The sequence below is a fragment of the Acinetobacter sp. WCHAc060033 genome, from assembly GCF_004209125.1.
GTDB classification, from domain to species: Bacteria; Pseudomonadota; Gammaproteobacteria; order Pseudomonadales; family Moraxellaceae; genus Acinetobacter; species Acinetobacter wuhouensis.
In genome coordinates, this window is sequence record NZ_SGSW01000085.1 from 1 (window position 1) to 6,317 (window position 6,317).

Genomic DNA, 6,317 nt, shown 5'->3' on the forward strand with positions numbered 1-6,317 from the left:
GATGTTTATAACATCATTTGAGGAGCAGAATATCACTTATAGGAGTTGTTCAAATTTACGGATCCATCTCTTCTAAACATACTGAAAATTTTGATTTTCGTTGTAGCTTTAGTTATTTTTATTAAATTCATTATAAGTGAATACTTAGGTGTAATTTTTAGCAAAGAAATTACAGTTTTTGCGGGGATGTTTTTAGCACTCGCAATTCTTGTTTATGAAATTATTTCAATTTGTATATCTAGACTAATTAATAAAATTCACTATGACGCAGATCAACGTGAAGCTATTGAAACATTTGAAAAGCATCAACTTAATGTTGGCTTTATCGTAGCTGACTTGCCAAAAGATCAAAAAAACAATGAGTTAAAAGATTGTGTTGAAGCTTATATCACTCTAGCGAAACAAAATTTACCATTTGTTTTGATTAATTCAGACAATGTATCTACTTCAGGAATATATTTTTCAGGGCAACGTGGAAAGCGTGACCATAATAAATACAAAATCATCATTAAAAGAAACTTAGACTAAAAACAACCTTTTAGAAAAATAAAAAAGCCAGTATAGAACTGGCTTTTTTTGCTTAGTACGCTTAAAAATAATTTTCTTCAGGATACCTAATTCTTTGTAGAACAACTCCAATTAAGCCCGCTACAAGCATGTAAACCGCTTTCATATACCACATGCCCCACATAACGGTAATTGTGGTCGCTGAAAATTCTTGTACTGGCTGACCAAGAAAATTAGTTGTTTGATTAAATGATTTTTCTGAAGCTTCAAGCGCATAATAATTTAATGCAGGGAATAAGCAGACAACCAATAAAACAGCTACCGTAGGGTAAAGCATAGCTTTAGGTATATCCCATTTGATAGCAAAGTACAGCGCCACTACCAAAGCAATTAAGCCAACACTAGACTTCATTCCAGTGGCAAAATCTAAACCTACGGCACTTGAGCCTTTCCATACTAGAAAGCAAAAAACAGCTATCAGAAAAGCGACAAAGCCCGCAAAAATTTTAAATTGTTCCTGTTCTTGGTAATCCATATATGAATCCTTAACTATTAACTGCGGTGTCAGTATGATTGTTATAGCCTAACAACGGTTTATTTTCAGGTGGTGGAATGTCTACAACGTCCCGATCGACATTGACCAGAATTGATGTGAACTCACTTGAAGCAATCAATTCCTTTGCTTCAGTAATATAAGAATCTTCAGTCTGATCATTGATTAAGTAAAATGCCGTTGGTGGGTTGGTGTCTGTAAGCAATACGTTTGCAATTGGACTTTTAGGGCTTAGATTATATCGCAAGCACTTAATGAATGACCTATTCTGCATTGTAAGCGTGTCTAAGAGTTCTTTTTCACCCAAGCTCTCAAATGGTAGCCAAGTTTGATTTAAAGGCACTAGAGCAATTTCTTCAATCTTTGCGATACCACTATCCGCAAATCCAAAAGTCCCAATTGCTAATAGGTTTACATCGTCTTGATAATGCGCCTGCTCAAGCTCGGCTTCAAAGCGTTTATTAACTCGGCTATACATTTTTGCATCCATAAATAAATGCAAGGTTGGGGCATGTTTTAGAATGATTCTGCCCCCATCAAAACGTGCATCTTCAATAGACTTAATCACACCAATAAATATTTTTAATGGGCGTTTATTGCCTTTAACTTTCAGGTCTGCCAACTCTGCTTTTCTTCGGGCTTCAATCTCATTGTGTTTGGTTTGGTCGTAATATTCAGGGATATAAACCAATCCACTTAAATCATCTTTTTTATTCTTTTTATCATTCAAAGCTACTTTTAATGCCTTGCGAAATTGAAACCAATTATGCTTCATGTTCGGTTGGTGGCGGTTTAACAAAGCTTCTTCAAGCAAGTAATCTAACGTCCCTTTTAAGGTCAATTTTGTTGTTTCAGCTTTTACAGTATCTTTAGGTGTATCACTTGGCGTAGGCGCTTGTTTGGATACATTGCTTTTTGACAAACTGAACTCAAACTTTAAAACACTTGCCCCTGTTTCATCTGTCTTGATAGCTTCCCCAATAACCTCGCCTAGTCCTGAAATTTCAGTAGGTGGCTCATAGCTTAGGCAACTAAAGTCGTGCTGATCTGCGCTGTTAGGCATACGCTTTAAAACAAAGTTTTCGCCAATTTTAGCGATATACATTTCAATGTTTTTTTGTGGCAGACAAGCGCAAATAGGTCTAATCCCTTTTTGATAACACTCTTGCAAAATTGCCTGTGTTAATACTTCATCATCAGGACTAACAATTTTTCCATTATGTATAAAATTATTCATAAAACCGCCCTCATTTAATATTTAGGTGTGTTTCGATTAGGCGTATTTGGGTTTTTAATACGCTGATTAGGTGCATTCAAATTGTCTTTTGGTGCATTCGCTTTTTGCTTTAAAAGCTGTTCTCTAAACTCTGTATAGACTTCAGTTTTATGCCGTGAATCGAATCTAGCTTTTGACTGGTCTTTAAACTCATTAAAGTATTTATCTGAATATTCAAGATTCAATTTATTGAAAGGAATCTCGTATTCTTCATTTTTAATTCGTGCTTTCATTACTGGCTTATCTTTAACTTTATAAGCATCAATAACTTTTAATTCAGTACCTTTTTCAAAAGTTACCTTTTTAAATAGTCCTGTTTTAATCTCAAGATCATTAGTAAGTTTTACAAGCTCACCTTTTGCTATATTCATATTGCCGTTAAACTTAACGATCTCGTCACCAAGTAAGGCTTTAGATTTCAAACTTGCTCTAACTTCAGAAACGATTTCTTCTTTAGTGAATGTTTTATTTTCACTGGTCAATGAATACAGCTTGCTATTTATTCCAAACAATTCACGCTTATTCTCTAAATGCAATCTATGATCATTTAAATAAGACTTCATTAAATTATCTTTAGATTCTACAAGTGTGAAGTCTGTAGAGAACTCTTTAGTTTCTGAACGTCCAAGTACCTTTTTGAAGTTTTCAAAAGCCGTTACTTCTCTTTCTACTGGTTTGTAATTATGGTCATAAGAAACTTTACCGTCAGGGGTCTTAACAGTTTCTTTTTCATTAGTTGCAAAAGTTAAAGCACTATAATTGATTTGAATATTTTGCTTATGTCGAGTTAAAGCAACATAAGTTAAATTAGCATTCATATTTTCACTAGCTACAATATAAGCACTATCTACAGTCATACCTTGTGATGAGTGAATAGTATTTGCATAGCCATGTTTGAACTGGTCATATTCCTTTAAATCAACTCTAACAATTCTGCTATCACTTTCCATTTGAACCATCATAGCTTTAGGATTATTGAATTTATCCTTTTCAAAACCTATTACTTTAGCCAGTTCACCATTACTAACTTTCATCTGTGAATTATTTTGTTTGAATACAATTTTCTCACCGATGGAAATATCTAAATCACCTTGATAGTTTTTCACAGAAACACTTTCAGGATTAAGCTTACCTTGTTTGATAAGCAATGCTCTAGCCATTCGATTTAGTTCATTCACATCACTATTTGAATGAGCAAGCATTAATTTACTTTCGCTAGAATCTTCACTCCATGACTTAACAGTTTTAGCTAAAGCTAGATCATGAGATTCGTATTCATTAACCATATTAATAGATTTATAAATATCTATTGCTTTACCTACTTCATGCTTAGAAAGATATTTAGATGCTTGAATCATCTTGTCAGATTCTTTGGCATGTTTCTGACGTTGAATATCCTCTAGTGAAGCAATATTTTTCTTATCTAAGTTTTCTTGAATATTTGCAAATACATGACCCGCACTTACTGCACTTAACTGGTAACTATCACCAACTAATTTTATTTGTGCATCGTGTTTTTCTACAAGCATAAGCAAGCGTTGCATATCTCTTGAACCGACCATGCCTGCTTCATCCAAGATCAATACAGTTTTATTATTTATTTCTAAATTACCGCTATCATACTTAGACAAGAAAGAAGCAATTGTACTACTTGGAATATCACAATCATTCGCTATAGCCTTAGCTGTAATTGCCTGTAATGCGATTCCATATACTTGATAATCAGATTCTTTATAGGCTTCAGAAACGGCACTTAGAACGTATGATTTACCTGTGCCCGCAGAACCATTCAACAATGTAATCCGATCGGTAGAAGTTAAGGTATAGAATGCTTTTTCTTGCTCACTATTAAATGTTCTTGTTTCAGCAACACGTACCGCATTTAAAGGTAATTTCTCAACTAGATTAAATGGTTTTTGAATACGGCTTTCCTCATTAGCATTATAGATAAATGTTGAGATTGATTCCTCAATACCTACAAGCTCTTTAGAAGAAAATACGACTTTATCTTTACCATATAAAGTAGCCATATCAGGGCAAGTTATTACCGATTCATAAGCTTTTAAATATTGTTCTTCACCATCTGTATGAGCCATTAAAAAACGCTCTAGCTCACGCACTGAAAAAACAGATTGATTAGAAGTTAATGCTTTAATTGCTTCGCTTGGGCGCTCAATTATTATTTCACCATTTTGATGACGTACTTGCTTAATATTTTCATTGATATGGTATTTGTGACTGCTAACGTAATCAGCTCTAAAGTTTTGGCTAGACAATTCAATACCTTGCTCTTTAAAACTTCTATGATCAATACGTGCATCAATACCTAAGTTTTCACAAAAATCATTTACATGGTTAGCCCATTCTAGGCGGGTATCAACCACAAACATTTTAGAAGAAAAATAACGATCTTTACCCGCACCGCCCTTTTCAGGGTTTACTGGATTATAACGCTTAAAATGCTTTACTTCGTCACGCTCTATACCGTCTAATTTTCTTTCAGAAAACATAAGGTGAACATGCGGGTTTTGCTGACCATCACTAGCTAGAGGACTATGAATTGCATAAGAATAAGTGAAGTTTTCACCTAAAGTTTTTTCAACAAATTTCTCTACTAATTCTTCTCTTTGTTCTTTATTAAGTTCTCTAGGTAATGAAATTTCTAATTCAGTATAAACACGCCCATTAATACGCTCATTCTTATCTGCTGACTTCCAAAAGTGTTTTGCATCAGTAGCCCATGACGGTAAATTTCCAGATTTAATATTTTCTAAATCATCTCTTTTATACTTTCCATCACGGTTAATGTAGGCGTAATGATTTGCGCCACGAGTTCCTGTAGAACCGTATTGCCTGCCTGTCTTAACTGATAAGTGATAGATCGCCATTTTATGCCTTTTTTGCTTTTGCTTTTTCTGTTTCTCGGAGAGAAACGCGGAAGCGTGCATTCCTACTGCTATAGTCATGATAACCTCTCTATATATTCGCTACAAGTGACAAAACAAATGCTTGCATTTGTCCGATTTTGAAGCAATGCAAGGCATTGATTTTAAAAGCGGTTTTTGGGGCTGATTTTTGGCTTTTTTTGTAATTTATTTTTATATAGATATGGGGTTTCACCCCAAGCCCCACATAAGGGAATAATTCCCTTATGAATCCCTACACTTCGCCAGTGGGTCATCGGGGGTAGACACTTCGTTTACACCCCCTTTAGGATTAGTGTGTTTTTTTGATTTTTGCTGATCAATATGTTTTCAGATGAGCCGTGAGCCTATGGCTTCCGTTCAGTCTGAAAAATATTGACAGTGCTATTGCCTTTGCGAACTCTTATAGTTTTTTGTTGCTTTGTATTTTTTTGGGATTTTTTAATTTTTCATTGTGATATTATTTGATCACCTTATAACTTTTGGATTAAGAAAATGAATATTGAGGATTTTAAATTTACTGAAGATCAAAAAAAATTCGTCACTGAAGAAATTGATCGTTTAAAAAAACTTGAGAACAAAAGTCAAACTGAAGAAATTATCTTAACTTTAGTTTCTAACATTGAATCAGGTACGCCAACGAAACAGCAAATTAGTTCTTTTGAACGGATTATGAAAAATGAGTTTAAAAAATATAAAGCTCGTTTAGAACTGGAAAAAATCAAGGAGGATGAAAAAAAACTTCTTGCAGGTTTAAAAAAAGAAGTCCAAGTTGCACAAGCTAAAGATCGAAAAAAACGTGAACACAAGCTTATTACAATTGGCGCTCTTTTTGAAATGGTAGACTTCCCATCTGAAGATAAAGGCATTATCACTGGGATGCTTTTAAGTGCTATTGAAAATGCAAAAAATAACCCAAGTTATTTTGATAGTTTGAAAGCTTCAGGTGACAAATTTATTAATGATCGTGAACAAGCAAAAAAATCAAAAAGCACTTTAGTTGATAATTCAGGAAGTGTTACTGCTGAATGACTAAAATTGAAATATCTTATATTTT

Annotated in this window: 5 protein-coding genes; 2 read left to right on the forward strand and 3 right to left on the reverse strand. The window is 34.0% G+C overall.

Going from position 1 to position 6,317, the window contains the following annotated elements:
• The first annotated feature begins 45 nt into the window (after positions 1–45).
• Positions 46–528 carry a hypothetical protein gene (locus EXE10_RS19780; RefSeq protein WP_019768104.1) on the forward strand — a complete coding sequence of 161 codons (483 nt, stop codon included), beginning with the start codon at positions 46–48 and terminating at the stop codon, positions 526–528.
• A gap of 61 nt (positions 529–589) precedes the next feature.
• On the opposite strand, the gene EXE10_RS19785 is transcribed toward EXE10_RS19780, so the two are convergent.
• From EXE10_RS19785 to EXE10_RS19795, 3 genes are read right to left on the reverse strand one after another with little or no spacing between them, the layout of a single operon-like run.
• Entirely contained in the window at positions 590–1,042 is a 453-nt protein-coding gene (locus tag EXE10_RS19785) for a hypothetical protein (protein ID WP_004993232.1), read from the reverse strand.
• 10 nt (positions 1,043–1,052) lie between these two features.
• Positions 1,053–2,297: a DUF1173 family protein gene (locus tag EXE10_RS19790; RefSeq protein WP_015060702.1), complete on the reverse strand. Its 1,245-nt coding sequence runs from the start codon at positions 2,295–2,297 to the stop codon at positions 1,053–1,055.
• A 14-nt stretch (positions 2,298–2,311) separates the two neighbouring features.
• A complete protein-coding gene (locus tag EXE10_RS19795) occupies positions 2,312–5,224 on the reverse strand; it encodes an AAA family ATPase (protein WP_017480453.1) in 2,913 nt (970 codons plus the stop codon).
• A 531-nt stretch (positions 5,225–5,755) separates the two neighbouring features.
• Here EXE10_RS19795 and EXE10_RS19800 point away from each other — a divergent pair.
• Positions 5,756–6,292, forward strand: a complete 537-nt coding sequence (locus EXE10_RS19800) for a conjugal transfer protein TraD (protein ID WP_015060720.1) — start codon at positions 5,756–5,758, stop codon at positions 6,290–6,292.
• The last annotated feature ends 25 nt before the right edge of the window (positions 6,293–6,317 follow it).